This window comes from Colwellia sp. RE-S-Sl-9 (assembly GCF_048296855.1).
Taxonomy (GTDB): Bacteria; Pseudomonadota; Gammaproteobacteria; order Enterobacterales; family Alteromonadaceae; genus Pseudocolwellia.
Genome location: NZ_CP182631.1, coordinates 1,599,033 through 1,617,633, shown reverse-complemented (window position 1 = coordinate 1,617,633; position 18,601 = coordinate 1,599,033). Strand labels below are relative to the sequence as shown.

The 18,601-nt window shown below is 36.8% G+C and carries 14 protein-coding genes and 1 pseudogene; 11 read left to right on the top strand and 4 right to left on the bottom strand.

Annotated elements, in window-relative coordinates:
- Positions 1-121: 121 nt before the first annotated feature.
- The 6 genes and pseudogenes from gcvT (at position 122) to ACM9HF_RS07000 (ending at position 8,265) form a co-directional block, all read left to right on the top strand.
- A complete protein-coding gene (gene gcvT, locus ACM9HF_RS07025) occupies positions 122-1,210 on the top strand; it encodes a glycine cleavage system aminomethyltransferase GcvT (RefSeq protein ID WP_473616385.1) in 1,089 nt (362 codons plus the stop codon).
- Between the two features lie 85 nt (positions 1,211-1,295).
- A complete protein-coding gene (gene gcvH / locus ACM9HF_RS07020; RefSeq protein ID WP_473616380.1) occupies positions 1,296-1,682 on the top strand; it encodes a glycine cleavage system protein GcvH in 387 nt (128 codons plus the stop codon).
- A gap of 438 nt (positions 1,683-2,120) precedes the next feature.
- On the top strand, positions 2,121-5,039 hold the full coding sequence (gene gcvP, locus ACM9HF_RS07015; protein WP_473616375.1) for an aminomethyl-transferring glycine dehydrogenase: 2,919 nt from the start codon (positions 2,121-2,123) through the stop codon (positions 5,037-5,039).
- A 102-nt stretch (positions 5,040-5,141) separates the two neighbouring features.
- Positions 5,142-6,227, top strand: a complete 1,086-nt coding sequence (locus ACM9HF_RS07010; RefSeq protein WP_473616372.1) for a hypothetical protein — start codon at positions 5,142-5,144, stop codon at positions 6,225-6,227.
- A 556-nt stretch (positions 6,228-6,783) separates the two neighbouring features.
- Positions 6,784-7,829, top strand: a pseudogene (locus ACM9HF_RS07005) (IS630 family transposase).
- A gap of 139 nt (positions 7,830-7,968) precedes the next feature.
- Positions 7,969-8,265, top strand: a complete 297-nt coding sequence (locus tag ACM9HF_RS07000; protein ID WP_473616368.1) for a hypothetical protein — start codon at positions 7,969-7,971, stop codon at positions 8,263-8,265.
- A 109-nt stretch (positions 8,266-8,374) separates the two neighbouring features.
- Here ACM9HF_RS07000 and ACM9HF_RS06995 read toward each other — a convergent pair whose 3' ends face one another.
- Both ACM9HF_RS06995 and ACM9HF_RS06990 read right to left on the bottom strand, forming a co-directional pair.
- Positions 8,375-9,025, bottom strand: a complete 651-nt coding sequence (locus ACM9HF_RS06995) for a hypothetical protein (RefSeq protein WP_473616365.1) — start codon at positions 9,023-9,025, stop codon at positions 8,375-8,377.
- A gap of 12 nt (positions 9,026-9,037) precedes the next feature.
- Complete coding sequence (locus ACM9HF_RS06990) at positions 9,038-9,430, bottom strand: hypothetical protein (protein ID WP_473616361.1); 393 nt, start codon at positions 9,428-9,430, stop codon at positions 9,038-9,040.
- A gap of 834 nt (positions 9,431-10,264) precedes the next feature.
- On the opposite strand from ACM9HF_RS06990, the gene ACM9HF_RS06985 reads away from it, so the two are divergent.
- Positions 10,265-10,987 (top strand): zeta toxin family protein, encoded by a 723-nt coding sequence (locus ACM9HF_RS06985; protein ID WP_473616359.1) that lies wholly within the window; start codon positions 10,265-10,267, stop codon positions 10,985-10,987.
- 18 nt (positions 10,988-11,005) lie between these two features.
- Positions 11,006-11,161 carry a hypothetical protein gene (locus ACM9HF_RS06980; RefSeq protein WP_473616357.1) on the top strand — a complete coding sequence of 52 codons (156 nt, stop codon included), beginning with the start codon at positions 11,006-11,008 and terminating at the stop codon, positions 11,159-11,161.
- 408 nt (positions 11,162-11,569) lie between these two features.
- Here the strand turns inward: ACM9HF_RS06980 and ACM9HF_RS06975 are convergent, their stop codons facing one another.
- Positions 11,570-12,538: a DUF2914 domain-containing protein gene (locus ACM9HF_RS06975; protein ID WP_473616353.1), complete on the bottom strand. Its 969-nt coding sequence runs from the start codon at positions 12,536-12,538 to the stop codon at positions 11,570-11,572.
- Positions 12,539-12,960: 422 nt separating this feature from the next.
- Here ACM9HF_RS06975 and ACM9HF_RS06970 point away from each other — a divergent pair, with 422 nt between their 5' ends.
- Positions 12,961-13,491 carry a hypothetical protein gene (locus ACM9HF_RS06970; protein WP_473616349.1) on the top strand — a complete coding sequence of 177 codons (531 nt, stop codon included), beginning with the start codon at positions 12,961-12,963 and terminating at the stop codon, positions 13,489-13,491.
- A 1,011-nt stretch (positions 13,492-14,502) separates the two neighbouring features.
- Positions 14,503-16,278 carry a M14 family metallopeptidase gene (locus tag ACM9HF_RS06965; RefSeq protein ID WP_473616345.1) on the top strand — a complete coding sequence of 592 codons (1,776 nt, stop codon included), beginning with the start codon at positions 14,503-14,505 and terminating at the stop codon, positions 16,276-16,278.
- Positions 16,279-16,450: 172 nt separating this feature from the next.
- On the opposite strand, the gene ACM9HF_RS06960 is transcribed toward ACM9HF_RS06965, so the two are convergent.
- Positions 16,451-17,053, bottom strand: coding sequence for a peptidylprolyl isomerase (locus ACM9HF_RS06960; RefSeq protein ID WP_473616342.1), 603 nt, complete (start codon positions 17,051-17,053; stop codon positions 16,451-16,453).
- A gap of 149 nt (positions 17,054-17,202) precedes the next feature.
- Here ACM9HF_RS06960 and zapE point away from each other — a divergent pair, with 149 nt between their 5' ends.
- Positions 17,203-18,447 carry a cell division protein ZapE gene (gene zapE / locus ACM9HF_RS06955; RefSeq protein ID WP_473616339.1) on the top strand — a complete coding sequence of 415 codons (1,245 nt, stop codon included), beginning with the start codon at positions 17,203-17,205 and terminating at the stop codon, positions 18,445-18,447.
- The last annotated feature ends 154 nt before the right edge of the window (positions 18,448-18,601 follow it).

Here is an 18,601-nt window from a genome sequence, read left to right as displayed (position 1 = left end):
TTCTGTTTAATGTTTTTATGTGGGTTTATATTTCAATTATTGCTATTTTGTTGTTGAATCAACAGAAATCAGTGGTTATAATCGAGTTACTTCCGTACACACTTTTTTTAGGCGATGTTATATGAGCAACAAAACTATTTTACATGCAAAACATATTGAAGCCGGCGCTAAAATGGTCGACTTTTATGGTTGGGAAATGCCAATTAACTATGGCTCTCAAATAGAAGAACATCATGCTGTTCGTCAAAAGTCAGGCATGTTTGATGTTTCGCACATGACCATAGTTGATATAACAGGTGCTGACGCTCAAGATTACTTACGTAAACTAGTAATAAACGATGTTGCCAAGCTAACTGTTGAAGGTAAAGCCTTATACACAGGCATGTTAAATGAAGAAGGTGGTGTAATAGATGACCTTATTATTTATCACTTTAGTAACACACGTTATAAATTAGTGGTTAACTCTGCAACACGTGAAAAAGATTTAGCATGGATGAATAAACAAGCAGGCACCTTTGATGTAATGATCACCGAACGTCCTGAGTTTGGCATGATCGCTGTGCAAGGCCCTGAAGCTATCGAAAAAGTTGCAACGATTCTGACTCCTGAGCAAAAAAAGGCAGTTGAAGGAATGAAGCCATTTTTTGGTGTGCAAACAGGCGAACTATTTATCGCCACTACCGGTTACACGGGCGAAAACGGCTACGAAATTGTAGTACCAGAAGCGCAGGCTGCTGACTTATGGCAAAAATTATTAGACGCTGGCGTAACGCCATGTGGTTTAGGTGCTCGCGATACACTACGTTTAGAAGCAGGTATGAACTTATACGGCTTAGACATGGACGAAACAGTGTCTCCACTTGCCGCTAACATGGCGTGGACTATTAGTTGGGAACCAACAGACCGCGATTTTATTGGTCGTTCAGTGCTTGAAGCGCAAAAAGAAGCTGGCGACCAACCTAAACTTGTTGGTTTAGTTTTTGAAGAAAAAGGCGTATTACGTACGGGCTTAAAAGTTATCACACCAGATGGTGAGGGTATTATTACTTCAGGTACATTTTCTCCTACATTAGGTCATAGTATTGCTATGGCTCGTGTACCTCGTTCAGTAAAATTCGGCGATACAATTCAAGTAGAAATGCGTAAAAAACTCGTTGATGTGCAAGTGATCAAACCAAGCTTTGTTCGTAATGGTAAAAAAGTTTTTTAATCGTTAAAAGCGTACTATTTTTAAGCTATAGTAATTAGCTGTAGCCAAACATAATTTATAATATTTACATACAGGATTAATAAAAATGAGCAATGTCCCTTCAGAATTAAAATATGCAACGACTCACGAATGGGTACGTAACGACGGTAACGGTATTGTAACTGTAGGTATTACTGAACACGCACAAGAGCTATTAGGCGATATGGTATTTGTTGAATTACCAGACGTGGATGACGAAATAGGTACAGGCGATGATGTTGCGGTAGCAGAATCAGTTAAAGCGGCGTCAGACATTTACGCACCAATTACAGGTACCGTAGTAGAAATAAACGAAGAATTAGAAGATTCACCAGAGCTAGTAAACTCAGACGCGTTTGGTGAAGGTTGGTTATTTAAAGTTAAAGTGGCAGACGAAAGTGAGTTAGATAGCTTGCTTGATGCAGAGGGGTATGCAGCGTCTATCGCTGAATAACTTTTTGCTTCGCTAATCGAGTTTATGCTTCATTGTCTACACGTTAAATCGCAATCACTTAGTACACTAAGCTCATGCTCTTTAACGTTTGACGGCTTTGCCTAATTCTCGATTATCTTTGCAAAATATTTGGTCATATTCTGTAGTTATACTTCGTTACTTTAGTTGCTCGACATTATCACTTAGTACACTAAGCTCAAATGTCTCACAACTTCAGTGCCTTGCCTAACAACAGACTATTTACAAATTATTGCTTCGCTAATCGAGTTGCCTACATGGATGTAGGTACTTAGGTTTTGTCAGGAACGTAAAACCTGTGCCTAATTCTCGATTATCTTTGCAAAGTAGAAACGAACCAAAAAATATTTTAAGCCTCATGTCTCTATTGAAACAGAGGCTTTATTTTTATTAGTAACATTATTTAAGTGAAACTGTTTTATGACTACTCAATCTCAATCAACGTTAAACGAATTAGAACAATCGCAAGGTTTTATTCGCCGACATATAGGGCCTAACGCAGAGCAAACTCAAGCCATGTTAAACGACATTGGTGCAGAGTCGGTAGATGCATTAATTGACGAAATTGTGCCAAGCGATATTCGTTTAGCTAACTTGCCAGCGATTGAAGAAAGCAAAACTGAAGTACAAGCACTGGCTGATTTAAAAAAAGTCGCCAGCTTAAATAAAGTTAACAACAGCTACATTGGTTTAGGTTACTACCCAACATTAACGCCAAACGTTATTTTACGTAACGTGTTAGAAAATCCAGGCTGGTACACCGCTTACACACCATATCAACCTGAAATTGCACAAGGTCGTTTACAGTCTTTATTAAACTACCAACAAATGTGTTTAGACCTTACAGGATTAGACCTAGCATCAGCGTCGTTACTTGATGAAGGTACAGCAGCAGCCGAAGCAATGGCGCTAGCAAAACGTGTTTCTAAAAATAAAAAATCAAACTTGTTTTTTATCTCAAACGACGTATTTCCACAAACGATTGATCTTGTTAAACAACGTGCTGACATGTTCGGATTCGACATAATTGTTGCTCCAGCAAACGAAGCAGTTGACCACGACATTTTTGGTGCTTTACTTCAATACCCAAGTGCAACGGGTGAAGTAACAGACATTAGCGACCTTATTGCTAAAATTCACGACAACAAAGGTATTGTTGCTGTAGCTGCCGACATCATGAGCTTAGTATTGTTAAAAGCGCCAGGTGATTTAGGTGCTGATGCGGTTATTGGTTCAAGCCAACGTTTTGGTGTTCCTATGGGATACGGCGGACCACATGCTGCATTTTTCACAACATCAGACAAATACAAACGTTCGTTACCGGGTAGAATTATCGGTGTATCACGCGATACACGCGGCAACCCAGCATTACGTATGGCCATGCAAACACGCGAGCAACATATCCGTCGCGAAAAAGCCAACTCAAATATTTGTACAGCACAAGTATTATTAGCCAACATGGCAGCGTTTTATGCGGTTTACCATGGTCCTAAAGGCTTAAAAGTTATTGCAGAACGTATTCATCGTTTTACCGATATTTTAGCGGCTGGCGTATTAAGCAAAGGTTTAACACCATTGCACAGCAACTACTTCGACACACTTACCTTTAACTTAAACGAGTTAGGTAATTCAGGTTTCGACAGTAAAGAAACTATCGTAGCGCGTGCCTTAGCAAACAACGTAAACCTACGTATTGATGTTGAAAATCAAATCAGCATTTCAATTAACGAAACCACAACGCGTAGCGACATCGATACCTTATTTACTATTTTATTAGGTGAAGGGCACAACCTAAGTGTTGAAGACTTAGACCAGCAAGTAATTGCTAACGGCAGTGATTCAATTCCAAACAGCTTAGTGCGCGACACAGCAATACTAACGCATCCAGTATTCAACTCGTATCACAGCGAAACTGAAATGCTGCGTTATATCAAAAAGCTTGAAAACAAAGATCTTGCGTTAAACCACTCAATGATTTCATTAGGTTCTTGTACCATGAAATTAAACGCAACAGCGCAGATGATACCAGTGTCTTGGCCTGAATTTGCCAACATGCATCCATTTGCACCGGTTGATCAAGCTCTAGGTTACAAGCACATGATCGACGAACTAGGCGACTGGTTAGTTGAACTAACAGGCTACGACAACATCTCAATGCAACCTAACTCAGGTGCACAAGGTGAATACGCAGGCTTAATCAGCATTGTTAAATACCACGAAAGTCGTGGCGATGCACATCGTAACGTGTGTTTAATACCAGCTTCAGCGCACGGTACAAACCCAGCGTCAGCACAAATGGTAGGCATGAAAGTTGTAGTAGTAGACTGCGACAAACAAGGTAACGTAGACATGACCGACTTGCGTAACAAAGCAAGCGAAATGGCTGAAAACCTAGCATGTATCATGATCACCTACCCATCAACACACGGTGTTTACGAAAGTACCATTGCTGAAATTTGTAATATTATTCATGAACATGGCGGACAAGTTTATCTTGACGGCGCAAACATGAACGCACAAGTAGGCATAACATCTCCAGGCTTTATTGGCGCAGATGTTTCGCACCTTAACTTACATAAAACCTTCGCTATTCCACATGGCGGCGGAGGCCCAGGTATGGGACCAATAGGTGTTAAAGCGCATCTTGCTCCATTCTTACCTGATCACGCATTAGTGAATGTAAACGAAGCTAACAAAGGTAACGGCGCAGTATCAGCAGCACCTTACGGTAGTGCAGGTATCTTATGTATTTCTTACTTATACATCGCATTGTTAGGTAAAAAAGGCGTAACAGACGCAACTAAATACGCGATTACCAACGCCAACTATTTAGCTAAAAAATTAAGCCAACATTACCCCATTTTGTATACAGGTAAAAATGGCCGTGTAGCGCACGAATGTATTATTGATTTACGCCCAATTAAAGCGGAATCAGGTATTACAGAAGTAGATATGGCTAAACGTTTAATGGATTACGGGTTCCACGCGCCAACTATGTCGTTCCCAGTTGCCGGTACGTTTATGATTGAACCTACAGAATCAGAGTCGAAAGTAGAGCTAGACCGCTTTATTGAAGCTATGGTGTGCATACGTGACGAAGTACGTAAAGTTGAGTCAGGTGAATGGAGTGGCGACGACAACCCATTACACAATGCACCGCATACGTTAGCGGATATTACCGATACATGGGATCGTGGTTACACAATTCAAGAAGCAGTATTCCCAGTGCCAGCCGCTGCGGCAAATAAATTTTGGCCAACGGTTAATCGTATAGATGACGTGTTTGGGGACAGGAATTTGATCTGTTCTTGTCCGCCGGTTGATGCGTATAAAGACTAGTTAACTGGTTGAAAATTAATATTAAAAAGCGAGCTTAATGCTCGTTTTTTTGTTATATATTGTTATATTAATTATTCTCTAGATTATGAAAAGGAATTTAAAATGAAAATAGCTTTAATATTTATATGCAGTTTTTTTATTATTTCTTGTGTTACAACGCAACCTAAAAATACTTTCAACGGTAATTATGCTGTGATGGATGATAGCTATCGTAATAACGGAAGTTTTGGTGGAGGTACTGATTATTTCTTTATTGAAAAAATCGACGATTCAAAGGTTTATAACGCTTTCCAGCGTGATAGGAATAAGTCTTCAAATAATTATAGTCAATTAGGCTTTACTCGAAATATAGAAGCAAAAGAGCTGAACTTAACAATATCAGCACAAAAACTATTTAGGACATTATTTAATACTTTAGCTTCTGATGAAGGATATTCAAACATTAATGGCCAAATTTCATTTACTCCAGAAGTAGGTAAACACTATTTAGTTAATGGCGTTATTTTAAAAAACTACACAGCTGTATGGATAGAAGATGGGCGAGGTAATATTGTTTCAGAATTAGTTGAATCTGAGTATTTGACAAATGAACAGGCAAGAAATGAAAAATTTAATTTAAAGCTCGATAAAAATAATAAAGTTAATAAGACTCAAAAAGAACTTTTTTCAACAATTATGACAGGGGAAAGTTATCAGTTAATCACTTATAAATTTGGAGAACCTGATGAAATATTACATCCAAATAAAAATTCTACTTTTATTTATAATGGACTAGGGCAAGTTAAGTTTATAAGACAGTCAAAAAGCGAAGCGTATGTGTATATGACCATACCAACTATTAATGATGATAGTTTATCGGTAGGTTCAGTAAGGGCTTTAATTGAGCCCGCAACAGGAAGAACAATTAGAGAGCTTGCAAAGGAGTATTACGGTATGAATATTCAAGATGTTAAAATACTAGACGTTTTTGCAGAGAAAATTTGGAAAGAAAGAAATCATCAAGACAGGTATATGCTTGATGGGGTAGCATGGTTATGTAAAATACTAGGCCAAAGTAAAAATGCTCGGTATAAATCTTTATTAAAAGCGCTACTAGAGCCAAAAACATCTAAATTAAAAAAACGACACGTTGAAAGTAGTTTAGAAATGCTTACAGGCAATGAAGAAGTTCAGTTCGAATTTAGATAAAACTCCTTTGTTTAATAAGTGTGTAAGTGTTGCGAAACAAGTAAATTGGTCGCGGTGACGACGACACCCAAAAAGAAAAGAGTGACGCTAACGCAGCTCTTTACCTCCCTCTGGACTCCCATGGCGCTGCTAACAAACGTTTTCTTCCATTAATAAAAGTGTTTTCGACGTAATTGCGTTGAACGGGCTACGCTCTTTGCCATCCATGGCATCGCGTTTTACCGTTCGTCCTGAACATAATCCAACCCTACATCGCTTTTTTCATCATCCATGATGAAAATACGTGAACATTTTTATTCATTTCAGCGTTTGTTCAAGCAGATTAGGCGCTAGCTACTGATATCGTAATCCACCATGCTTTTTTATTTACGCTTTAATTCAAGCGATCACCATTTCCCATCCCAGCAATTCAATTAGATATTAGCGATAGTAGGCCTCGACCCGAGACAGGACGTCGAGGGCTGCCGCTGTTCATGGATGACAAATCGGCAGGTTTCGAGGTTTATACCAATTAGTCTAATTATGTGATCTAATGTCATTTATTTACTCATAATAAATGACATTGAACACTCATAGCTCACAAGAATTAAAAATACTCTCCAACAAAGTAAAAGATCATCGAATGAGGCTGCGCCTTGCTAGCCGTTTCACACTTTAAATCGGGTAAGAATAGATCAGAAGTTGCTAGAACACTTAATATAAGTAGAAGAATTGTTAATGATTGGGTTGCGAACTACATCAGCAAAGGTTTACTTGGTCTTGAGAGTAAAAAACCTACAGGGCGACCTAGCTATCTTACAGAGCAAGATAAAGAAATATTGAGTCAATATATAAAGGCTCAATGCCAATCCGATATGGGTGGACGACTAACGGGTGAGTGTATCCGACTATATATCAACGCTAATTTTGATGTTGATTATCATCCCAACGCCATTTATAAGTTATTAAAATCAATGGGATTTAGCTGGATAACAAGTCGCTCACGACACCCAAAACAGTCTGATGAAGTACAAGAAGATTTTAAAAAAATTCGAAAGTGAAATGATCCGCACGCTCCCATGGAATGTGAGGCTTAAAGAGATAGATGTGTGGTTCCAAGACGAAGCACGTTTTGGACAGCAAAATACAACGACAAGGCTCTGGGCAGAGAAAGGAACAAGACCGAGAGCCGTTAGGCAACAACAGTTTGAATACGCTTACCTTTTTGGTGCTGTTTGCCCATCAACAGGCGCAACTGAGGCACTGATTTCTCCAGTAATGAACATGGATGTAATGGAACAACATTTGGCTTTAATTTCTCAAAAAACTCAAGAAGGACGACATGCGGTGATCGTTGTCGATGGTGCTGCATGGCACCAAGTTTACCTTGCTGATAAATTTAGCAACGTAACGATCATTAAGTTACCACCGTATTCACCCGAGTTGAATCCAATAGAGCAAGTTTGGAGTTGGTTGCGCCAACATCATTTAGCGAATAGGTGCTTTCAAGGCTATGATGACATCCTCGATGCTTGCTCTGATGCATGGAACTCATTTGTGAGTGATGCAAAGCGGGTCATGAAAATGTGTAGTAGAGATTGGATTAAGGTGGGGAAAACTTAAGATGGAATGGTATAACAGCCAATTCGTACCGTTTTTTGAATAAAATTCAGAGAATCTAAAGAATTAGCCATTTATCTCCATATTCATTACTGTGATACTTGTTTATACGCAATATTAACTTTAAATAGAGAATGAAAAAATGAAATATTTAAGCTTAATGTTTATCGCCTTATTAACAGGCTGCGCAGCATGGTTTCCTGCAAACGTACATGAAGTTGAAGAAGGTGTTTTCACTATTAGCGCTGTCGGTAATAGTTTTGCTTCTCGAGATAAAATGAAAGAAAAAATTAATAAAAAAGCTGATTTTTTATGTAGCGGCAAAGGCTATGAACGATTAGCTAGAGAAGGTACAACATGGGCTAAGCAAAAAAATTATTCAACAGGGCATTCCACCTCATACCAAACAATGTTGATGACAATTCGTTGTAAAGACTAACTTTCTACGCTTAGCCTTTTTGATGAAAAATACATCAAAAAGGCTAAGCGTAGAAAGTTAAAAATTAATACCGTTTAGGAGTGTCCCTTTTTACCTCCTTAATTTTATTTTATACTTTTATTGTGCCTGTTTTCTCCCACTCGGCTTTCCATTCAGGCAATATAGCTAATAACCTTTCGTCTGTGTCTTTTTTGATGGGTCTTATATCAGCATACTCTAACTCGCCAGCAAAGTACTGTTCAATGAAGTCGAATTGACCTAAATAGGCTGCTAAACAATAGAGTGAAGTTCCGTATGCCCCCATATAACAAGGAGGGTGCTTTTTCATTGCTTCAAATAACGTATGGTAATTATCAACAGGCCATTTTTGGGTAAGGTATTCACTGGCGGTATTTATCCACCGGTGAATTTCTTGGATAATAAGTTCATCACTGTCGGTATTACTGCCTTCAAAAGTAAATGAACTAGCCCCCGTTGACGAGTTTAGGTCAATTTCATGTAGCTGTTCATTAATTGTAATATTTATTTTAAAAGATAAACTTGAAAGTTTATCTACCATTTTACAAATTTTAGGCAGTTTTACCCCCCCCCACACGCTAAAAAACATGTAACTGCCTTTGAAAGTAAAAGTCGGGTTGATAATGAAATGTACATCTTTACCGATTTTATTTACAAATTTACCGCCGATAAATTGCCAACCGTCATGTTCGCTAGCAATTTTTTTACACAAGGCAAGTATTTTAGGTTTGTGAGAAGCCATTATTTTTCCTATTTAAAGTTCGGTATCACGAATAATATACCCTACAGTAGGCGCTTTATTGCCATTACTAAAAAGTTGTAAATCATTAGACTTTGGTCCACAAACCGTTCCACAACCATCTAATGCCATTTGGTATTCAACAGCTTGATTAATAGTGAGTTTAGATGAAGCACCTGTTTTAATTTCTAATATTGCAGTACCGGTATTGTCTAACGTAATGACATTAACTTGTGTTTCGGTATAAACAGGTACTTCATACTGTATTCCTTCTCTTATTCTTGTTTTATACTCACCTGTAAATTCTATACGATAAGCAAATTGCTCTTCAGGTACGGTAAAACTCTTTCCAACAGGGCCGGTTACAATACCATCTGCTCTAGCGCCTAATATAGGGTCAGCCTTCATAATATCAAGGGGTCAGCAAACTTGATATCTGCTTAAGAAGTAAAAAGATCATAATTGTTTTGAATTCTATATAAGTTAAATTATTGTCGCGGTGGCGACTACACAGAAAAAGAAAAGAGTGACGCTAACGCCACTCTTTATCTTCCTCTGAACCCCCATGGCGCTGCTAACAAACGTATTATTTCACTCATAAAAGTGTTTTCGACGTAAAAGCGCTGAACGGGCTACGCTCTTTGCCATCCATGGCATCGCGTTTTACCGTTCGTCCTGAACATAATCCAACCCTACATCGCTTTTTTCATCATCCATGATGAAAATACGTGAACACTTTTTTTCATTTCAGCGTTTGTTCAAGCAGACTAGGCGCTAGCTGAAGTTTATGTATTCCATCTTTTATATTTTTATATGCTGAGAACTATGAGCTATTTATGTTCAAAGTGTTTTCTGTGGATCTTTGGCGATCACCATTTCCCATCTCAGCGATTCAATTAGATATTAGCGATAGTAGGCCTCGACCCGAGACAGGAAGTCGAAGACTGCCGCTTTTCAGGGATGATATTCGGCAGGTATTGAATGTAAGCTCAAAATAGATATTTATGTTTTCACTGAGAAGGGCGCCATGGGGAGTCCAGAGGGGCTTTTGGCGTGTAACGCCCCTTGGGTGCCGTCGCCACCGCGACAGATAGAGATTAGCTATTACTAAAACTAAGAGATAAAAAGACTAATAAATTACGTTGTACTTTTATGATAGAGTAAATCATAACAGTACAAGGATCTATGATACTCAATTTATAATGTTTACGATTATATCAAAATGAAAACTAGGTTAAAATTATGCCTCTTAATGATGATGAAATTACAGCAAAGGCAATAGTTCAAGCTAAGTCTTTAAAGAAAAAAATAGCTAAAAGAATGATTGATCATTTACCTGAGGAGGAGAGTGCCGTTTCTGTTTTTATGGCTGGTTCACCAGGCGCAGGAAAAACAGAAACAGCTAAAAGTATAATATCTCAATTTAGGCAAGAGCATAATGTTGAAGTTGTTCATATTGAAAATGATGAGTTAAGGAAAGAGTTTGAAGACTATCAGGGTTTAAATTCCCCTCTTTTTCAAACACCTGCAACACTTTTAGTGGAGGCAATACACGATAGGGCGTTAAAGAAGAAGGTCAGCTTTTTACTTGATTCAACACTTTCTAGTTTTGAAAAAGCAAAATCTAATATTGAGAGATCTTTGAAAAAAGATCGATATGTTTTAATCATATTTGTGTATCAAGATCCTGAGCAAGCTTGGTGTTTAGTTAAGGCACGTGAAATTGTTGAAGGAAGGCGTGTACCACCAGAGGTTTTTGTTAATCAGTTTTTAGAATCTCAACAAGTTGTAAGTGAACTTAAAAAATTATTCACTAATCAAGTAGATATAATATTTATGGAAAAAAACCTTGATGGTACGAGAGAAAAGCCTTACTTTAATGTAACGGATATTGACGTATTACTTGGCAAAAAGTATAATCGCGCCTCACTTGAAGCCATTGCCGGCATAACCAAATCAACATAAATTAATTAGGAGTACGACATGTTTAAATCCCGTGAAAAAGTTAAGTCTACACCTTTTTCTGAATTCGTTCGTAATGCTTCATCTAAAGATAAACGTAAATTCTTTGATAAAGTTATTAAAGAGACAGTTGCAGTGCAAAAGGCTATGATTGAAAAGTCTAAAGTTTGTAGTTAATTTTGTAGTTATACTTTTAAACTTTAAGCCGCTTATAAAGCGGCTTTTTTGATCTATAAAGTATTTCTCAGAAAAATTAATAAAAGATCAAAGGGTTAGCCAATTTGATATTAGCTAAACCTTTTTCCGAAAAATTTCCGCGATCACCATTTCCTATCTCAGCGATTCAATTATGGCTAATTGTAATGATTTAGCCATTTAGAGCTAAATAATTAATGGGCAAAGACTGTTTGAGGTTATAGAAGATCTTACAGAGTTAAATAGAGGTTACTTAGCGGTGATTTAGCCATATTATTATTTGTCGCATAAAACCATTTATACGACAATATTGCGTTTATGCGACATTTTCTTTTGCTTGTTTAAACTGGTAGGGCGTTATCTGATACTTCTATATTCTTTAGTACTTTTCTATCGTGAAACCTCAAACATGACCGTTTTCAAAATATTATCATTCTGATCAACCACCTGAACTTCCCATTGACCAACCATAGTTTCATCAAAGTTTTTACTTGAATAAGTGCGCCATTGTTCATTGCTAATGTTGAGTGTTATTTCAGCTAAGCGTTTTTTCTTAAATATCCAACGATGATAAATTTTTTGGTTGTTTTTTCCGTGAATTTCAGTGAAGAAATATAACTTATTTTGCTCCTGTAAACTCAGGTGTTGAATATTATCGCTTGGTTCTCTAGAGAGTATATTTGAGGTTAATTGTGCTCGGTAAACACCGTTATTTATGGCTTGAGTAGGTGCTAATAAATCAGCTTCTTTCTGCTCAACGTTGTTCACTGTTTTTGGTGTGACGTTAACTGGGCTTTGTGTTTTTATTTCTGGTTTGGTTTCTGCTACTAGTTCAGGTTCGGTTTTATCAGTTTCTTGTGCTGAAGCGTCAGAGGTAATGGCTATTGTTGTTTTAGTTTGTGTTACTGCTTCATTGCTTGTGATGTTGTTTTTAAGTAATTCAGTATGCATTACATTAGTTGCTGTATCCCTTACGGTATGGCTGGTTGTGTTCATAGCTGCATTAGCTGTTGTGCTGTCGACTGTATTAGCGATTGTATCTTCAGTGAGTGTTGAGCTTGCAAAAGTTTTTGTATTTATTGTGGTGCTGTTTGACTCGGCGGTATTCACGTTATTGTTATTTGAATCAGTATCGTTTACCACTGTTTTACTTGATAAGACATTGTTTGGAGTATTAAGTGTACTAGGTGAAGAAGGCTCTGATTTTTTAGTCCACAAGCTGTAAACGCCAAAACCTATAAGGCTGAACAAAGTAATGAGGAGTAATAAAAAGTTTCTAATTTTTACAGGATCAAATGGCGCAGGCTCAGGTGGTGATATTGGTTCTTTAGATACGTTAATTTTAATTTTTAGCTGCACAGCTTAACTCCCTTTGTTGTCTGGGGCTGCATAATAAAACAGTGTGAACTAAAAAGCGAAATGAATTAGATGTGAGTTTTTAAAAAATGCTGTTTATGTGGTGTCTCCTTGTCAAAATCGATAAAACGACATATAAGCCTGTTAAACTCACTCTTGGGAGGTCATTAGTAAGCTTATAATGGTACAAAGTTAATGAAATATAGAATAGTGATTTTGCTTGTTTTAAGCTCGCTAATGTAGCTCTGAGTTGAGAGCAAACTTAATGGAATTGGTATAATACATTTTATTGCTAGTCCCCAATCCTTATGATATTTTTTCTTTGTTTTTTGGATGTTTACATGCAATATCATCTTAAAAACATGAGTGAAATAATTATTACAATAAAAATCAATGGATATAATTAAAATTAAAGGAATATTATTATGAAAAAAACATTAGTAGGTGCAACTTTATTATCTTTAACCAGTTTTTACGTTTTAGCTGACAATACAACGAAAGTTTTTGAAGTAAAACGTGGCTTTGCAAAAACTTTCTCTGTATCTCAAACAGAGCAGTTAGGTAAATTTAAAGCGGTATTAAAGTCTCGTCGGGATGGAGGAGAACTTAGTGCAGAAAAACTGGTTTTAAAAGGGACAATTAAAGGGATTTTAAACTCTAACTTTACCTTAAATCATACATTTGTGAATAAAGAACGAACAGGTGTTCTATATACTGCCAATGACTCCATGACTAATATTTTGGCGGGCGATGCAACGTGTGAAAATGGTACAGGTTCAATACCTTTTGAAATTGAAGAAACCCTACACTTAGTAGCCGGTACTGGTATTTATGCGGGTATTGAGCAGGGAAGTTTTATTTTGTTGAAAGGTGTAATCAATAACTGCCCATCTTTACCTGAGTATGGTCAAAATACCTTTGAAGTTGTGGGGGGAAGTGTAATTTTCACTCAATAAATTAGAAGGTATACTAAGGTCTGTTGATCGCGGCGCAAGGAGTGAGCCTAGTTATTTTATGTAAATTCCTTGCAACAATGAGTAATAAGCATTTAAGCGGATCCGTAGGACAGCGTTTAGTAGCCATTTCTACTACGCCATGCATATTAGAGTAGGATAACGACAAACATATGCCTGCCTGTATAAAAGGCTAATAAACAGCTGTGAAAATAATCAGCGAAGTTCAACACACCCTAAAGAAAGTAAAATGTTATACCAAGTCCATTAAATTTTTTAACTCTCGCTTGGGAGCTTATTAACCTCAACTCGGGTTAATGAATGTTAGATAATGAATTAAAATTATTATTTATCAAAACCTTAACCTGTACCGTTGTTTTCCTAAGTTATATTAGTCTCTCAACATTGATATTTTTGTGTATAACAAGGCGAATTTTTCTATCTAATAGCTAGCTATTAGTAATAAATTCAACGAAGTTAGGCATAAAAATAGCTTGTTGAGTAACTTTGCTTATCCCGAGCTGAGGTTTATTAGCAAACTTAATACAATTGGTATTATTATCGTATAACAGACTTTATACGATAATTTTTTATTACACTAAATAAGATTCTGTAAAGAAAAACGTCCAGTTATATTCAATATCATACGAAAAATTATCATCTTCAATTTTAATCTCTTTGCTATTAATTCATTTATTTTTAGGTAGATTAATTAACTTAATTGTTCGCTGTAACCCACCTAAATCAAAGAAATAGTTATTAAAAATAATGTCTCTTTTTTTACTATTTAACTAGAAACTGTATAGCTAAATAATACTTCTATATTTGCATTGATATTGTCATTTTAGGTAATAAAAAAACAAAATAATTACTTAATTTTCATTGTTTTCCCGATGTGCCAAAGAATATTAAATCAACTAAAACGATGATATGTTTATTGGTCATTGCATGCATCAGTCTCTTTATTTTTTGATGTTTATTGCGATGATAAATCACATAAAAGGGGGAATTTTAATGTTGATAAATATGGTTTCTAAAGGTCGTTTTTTGTGGACGATTTTGTTGTTTTCGGGGTTGTTCAATATTCATATTGGCGCTATGGCTCAGGAAGTTCGCTGGGCGGATTACATGGATTATAAGGAGATGACCAACTATTTAAAAAAATGGACATCTAATAATTCAGAATTAACTTCGCTATCTTCTATTGGAAAAAGTTATGAGGGGAGAGAGCTTTGGCTAGTTACGGTTACTAATTCAAAAAAAGGGGCTGCTCAAGATAAACCCGCATTATATGTACAAGGCGGAATTGATTCTGATGAGGTCATTTCCACACAGTCAGCTATGTATTTATTGAATAAATTACTCACTAAATATGGAGCTGACGAAAATATCACTAAGCTTGTCGATTCTTATACCTTATATCTCTTACCTAATCTTATTCCTGATCAATCTGAGCGCTATCATCACCTCCCTGCTAATGTTCGAGATTCCACTACACGTCCCTACGATAACGATAATGATGGCCTTGTCGACGAAGATGACCAAGATGATATCGACGGTGACGGTAGAGTGCTGAATATGCGTGTAAAAAATCCATTGGGTCGCTACCAATTAAGTAAGACTGATCCTCGTGTAATGGTTGCTCGTGATCCTTTAGCTTTGAATAACAATGGACCTTTTTATGATTTCTATCCACGAGAAGGTATCGACAATGACAAAGATGGCTTGATTAATGAAGATCCTCTTGGAGGCATTGATCCAAATAGAAATTGGCCGGCGCATTGGAAACAAGAGTACATTCAGGACTGGGCTGGGCCATACCCGCTTTCTGAAATTGAAACGCGAAGTCTAGCTGAATTTTATTTAAATCATCCGAATATTGGCATGATTATCGACTTACACTCGACGGGAAATATTCTGTATCGTCCCTCATCCGTTTATACGGACGAAATGATGGATCTGCAAGACTTAAATCACTATCAGGTTATGGGAAAATTATATACTAATGTCACTAACGGCGCAGTATGGACTCCGCTATCTAAAAGACAGGCAGCGGGTAAACGTGGAATATATGGCAATGGAATAATGATTGACTGGGCCTATCAGCATCTCGGTGTATTTTCTTTTGCGCCAGAGTTGTGGAACTTCCCATTCGATAAAAATAACAAAACACGAAATAATGCGACAGAAAGTGAAAAAATCGATTGGGCGCTTAAGAATTTTGGGCCTAAAGTATGGACCGATTGGTATGAAGTTGAGCATCCTGATTTGGGAACCGTCGAGTTAGGAGGTTGGAACAAGCCAATGCCTAATAATCCAATGGGAAAATATGTAGAGCGCGTTGCTGATGAAATAACAACTTGGATGCTACAAGTATGGCAAAAACTTCCTTACTTAGCGGTTGACACAAATGTTAAAGCCTTAAAGAAAAATCAGTATAAAATTATAGTAAAAATATCTAACACGGGTTATATGCCTACTAACGTAACAAATCGTGCGCTTACTACCGAAATGGTTAAACCCATATTTTTAACAGTAGAGAGTTCTGGCGCTTCTGTACTAGCAATGACTGGAGCCGAATCAGGTCATTTGTATGGTAGCTCAGGGTTAGTGCTGGGTCAGCTAGATGGATGGAAAGACACGAAAGTTACTCAAGCAAATCGAAAAGAAGGCGGAAGAAACGTTAAATTTATTGAACTTATTGTAGAAAAAACAAACAAAAACTCTAAAGTTGAAATTAAGGTGAATGGTCAACGTGCAGGTATAGTTAGAAAAGTAGTCGCCTTATAAATAAGGTATTTAATTCAATATCTTTGTTGACTAAGACATACCTTGATTGTTGCAATTAAAAATGTCACCTACTTTTGAATAAAAGGTTGGTGACATTTTTTGTATACTAAAAAATGGGTAACAGTGATACGTTCACTCTGGGTCTGTTGGTACAATAACAAATAAATTTTATCTATTTTTCTTCATCAAGAATAACCACTCTGTTAATAGTGATCATTTTTTTAGGTACTGTTGGATAACCTAACTGTTCGCTATAACCTACTTCAACCTGCGCAATTGCTTCAAGAATATCGTAACCTTCTATCACTTCACCAAAAACGGCATAGCCCCACGATACTCCAGGGTCTAAATTGCTATTGTCGTTTAAGTTAATAAAAAATTGGCTAGTGGCTGAATGTGCATCGCTTAGCTGTTTTGCCATAGCAATCGTCGCCTCTTTATTTTTTAATCCATTGCCAGACTCATTAAAAATAGGCGTGTCGGGTTCAATTTCTTGGTAGTTAGTCATAAAGCCACCCGCTTGAATAAGGTAGCCTTCTTCTACACGATGCACTAAGGTTTTATCGTATTGTCCGCGAGTTACGTAGCCTAAAAAGTTATCAACAGTAATTTTAGCTCGATATCGATCAAGCTGAATAACCACATTACCCATTGAAGTTTCTATACGTACTTTAGGAGATAGGTTATTAGGTTGAATATATTGGCCTTTGGTATTAGCCGCCAATAATTGAAACGACATGAGTACGCTAATAATAAGTAGTGAAATTCTAAACACGTAAAACCCTTTTTATTATGGAATTGAGGAAGTCTGATTTATTTTAACAGATGTTATTTATAAATTAAGATAAAACACATTCGCTGACGCCATTCGTGTTTTACGATAGAATACACTTGTTATTCATTACGCTTAAATATCTATATCCAATGCCAAATAGTTCACCTATCAAACAATACCAAGCTTTAGTTAGTTCAAATAAAATAAGCTTTGATCCTGCTCAGCAACAAGCGGTTGAATTGTTGCAACAACTATATGTAACGCTTCAATCAGAAAATTTTAGTGAAAACAGCGAAAGTCGCACAGCTGTTAAAGGCCTTTATTTGTGGGGGAAAGTAGGGCGTGGCAAAACCTTTTTAATGGACTTATTTGTAAGTAGTTTGGCTAATACATTACCTAATAAAGAGTCTAACAAAGAGCTTGATACAGTATGTAAGCGACAACATTTTCATCACTTTATGCAAGACGTACATCGCCAACTTAAAGAGCTTTCAGGTAAACCCGAGCCATTAAAAAGTATTGCTGAAAAATTTAGTCAGCAATATCGGGTTTTATGTTTTGACGAGTTTTTTGTTTCAGACATTGGTGACGCTATGCTGCTGGGTAATTTAATGCAATTTATGTTCGAGTTGAACATTGTTGTGGTAAGTACCAGTAATTGTGCGCCTAACGAGTTGTACCGAAATGGCTTACAGCGAGATCGATTTTTACCTGCCATTGCGGCTATTAAACAGCACACGCAAGTATTACATTTAAATGGAGAACAAGATCATCGCCACCGTGCGTTAACTTATGCTCAAAACTATTTTGAATTACCTCATAGCGCCCAGCAGCAAATTGAACTGCATCAAAACTTATTAAGCCGATTTAATTTGAATGCTTTGGAAGAAACTCAGCCTGAGTTTGATCAACATCGTTCGATTAATATTTTAGGCCGACAAATTAACTACATTGCTAAAAACACTCAAATAAATAAACCTGTTATTTGTTTTGACTTTCCCCAGCTATGCCAAGGCGCGCGTAGCCATTTTGATTACATAGAATTAGCGAAACAGTTTAGCACCCTATTATTGTTTAATGTTCCACCCATGAGTGGGCAAACCTATGAAAGAATAAAAGCGAGAGGCACCGAAGATAATGGTTCAAATATCAATGTGTCAGCAGGAACAACAGGTGAGCGTGAAATTATGTTAGCGCCTATGGACGATGCTGCAAGACGCTTTATTGCCCTAATTGATGAATGCTACGATTGTAATTTGAATGTATTTATAACGGCTTACGTGCCACAAGAGCAACTTTATAATAGTGGTTCATTAATGTTTGAATTTGAACGTACCAAAAGCCGGTTAAGAGAAATGGCTTCGGTGGAATATAGAGATAATACTCTATTGTAAAACCCCTTTATTAGACCGAGATAAATATTCCTCAGCATTATAAAATTTTATTTTTTTATTTAAAATTTTTATAAAAAAAAGTCTTGTTTTACTTTTCAAAGACCCTAAATAAATCACTGTGATAGAGGTGTCTTTAAAAGAACTCTATACCAAT

Excerpts from the sequence above, each read along its gene's own strand:
- ACM9HF_RS06980 (WP_473616357.1), top strand. The coding sequence starts at position 11,006 with ATGTTTAAATCCCGTGAAAAAGTTAAGTCTACACCTTTTTCTGAATTC.
- ACM9HF_RS07000 (WP_473616368.1), top strand. The coding sequence starts at position 7,969 with ATGAAATATTTAAGCTTAATGTTTATCGCCTTATTAACAGGCTGCGCA.
- gcvT (WP_473616385.1), top strand. The coding sequence starts at position 122 with ATGAGCAACAAAACTATTTTACATGCAAAACATATTGAAGCCGGCGCT.
- ACM9HF_RS06990 (WP_473616361.1), bottom strand. The coding sequence starts at position 9,430 with ATGAAGGCTGACCCTATATTAGGCGCTAGAGCAGATGGTATTGTAACC.
- gcvH (WP_473616380.1), top strand. The coding sequence starts at position 1,296 with ATGAGCAATGTCCCTTCAGAATTAAAATATGCAACGACTCACGAATGG.
- ACM9HF_RS06970 (WP_473616349.1), top strand. The coding sequence starts at position 12,961 with ATGAAAAAAACATTAGTAGGTGCAACTTTATTATCTTTAACCAGTTTT.
- ACM9HF_RS07010 (WP_473616372.1), top strand. The coding sequence starts at position 5,142 with ATGAAAATAGCTTTAATATTTATATGCAGTTTTTTTATTATTTCTTGT.
- gcvP (WP_473616375.1), top strand. The coding sequence starts at position 2,121 with ATGACTACTCAATCTCAATCAACGTTAAACGAATTAGAACAATCGCAA.
- ACM9HF_RS06985 (WP_473616359.1), top strand. The coding sequence starts at position 10,265 with ATGCCTCTTAATGATGATGAAATTACAGCAAAGGCAATAGTTCAAGCT.
- ACM9HF_RS06965 (WP_473616345.1), top strand. The coding sequence starts at position 14,503 with ATGTTGATAAATATGGTTTCTAAAGGTCGTTTTTTGTGGACGATTTTG.
- ACM9HF_RS06995 (WP_473616365.1), bottom strand. The coding sequence starts at position 9,025 with ATGGCTTCTCACAAACCTAAAATACTTGCCTTGTGTAAAAAAATTGCT.
- zapE (WP_473616339.1), top strand. The coding sequence starts at position 17,203 with ATGCCAAATAGTTCACCTATCAAACAATACCAAGCTTTAGTTAGTTCA.